This window comes from Vreelandella olivaria (assembly GCF_023507745.1).
Lineage (GTDB): Bacteria > Pseudomonadota > Gammaproteobacteria > Pseudomonadales > Halomonadaceae > Vreelandella > Vreelandella olivaria_A.
This window is the reverse complement of sequence record NZ_JALPZO010000080.1, coordinates 1-606: the sequence shown is the minus strand read 5'-3', so window position 1 is coordinate 606 and position 606 is coordinate 1. Positions and strand designations below refer to the sequence as shown.

Below are 606 nucleotides of genomic sequence, written 5' to 3'. Positions count from 1 at the left end.
CCCGAGACACCCCCCCAAGGCAGGAATTTTCCGATATGGGCACCCGAGGTAACCGAATGGCAAGCGTACTAAGACCCCTGATGTTCGCACTTCTGACAATGATCGTCTGGCAAGGAACGGCAATGGCCAATAATTCCGAGTACCTTTACTATTCTCATATTCACACCCGGGAAGCGGCCTGGTCGCTGCGGGTCAATGATATCTTTGTGCGCGATAATCATCGAGTGGCCTACGCGGACTATTCGCCCAATATCGGCATGAATCTGCGGCAGGGGAAAAACACCCTCTCCCTGCTGTTCTCGCCGATCACTGGCCAGGACCCGGAGACCGGCGAGTACCTCTACGCCCTGCACGATGGGGTGGAGATCGATATCGCCATTGAGCGTTACCAATGGACCACCCAAGAGCAGGAGCGTATTCATCTGGTGCGTATGCGCTTCAATGAAGAGGAGGGCCAATTCGAGCACCTGGACACCACCGCCGGGGGGGAAGAGCGGGTCGCTCGTCAGCCCCACCTGCGCACCGATGCCCACCCCCGGCTCTCCGAGTTCAACAATATCATCTTCGGTGGCGGCTGGACCATTGATGGCTACCGGCTGGATATTA

1 protein-coding gene is annotated in these 606 nt (G+C 57.3%); it reads left to right on the top strand.

Translation table 11 applies throughout. The features are described from left to right. Positions 1 to 122: 122 nt before the first annotated feature. On the top strand, positions 123 to 606 hold a 484-nt coding region (locus HP566_RS06765), incomplete at its 3' end, for a hypothetical protein (protein ID WP_249976504.1).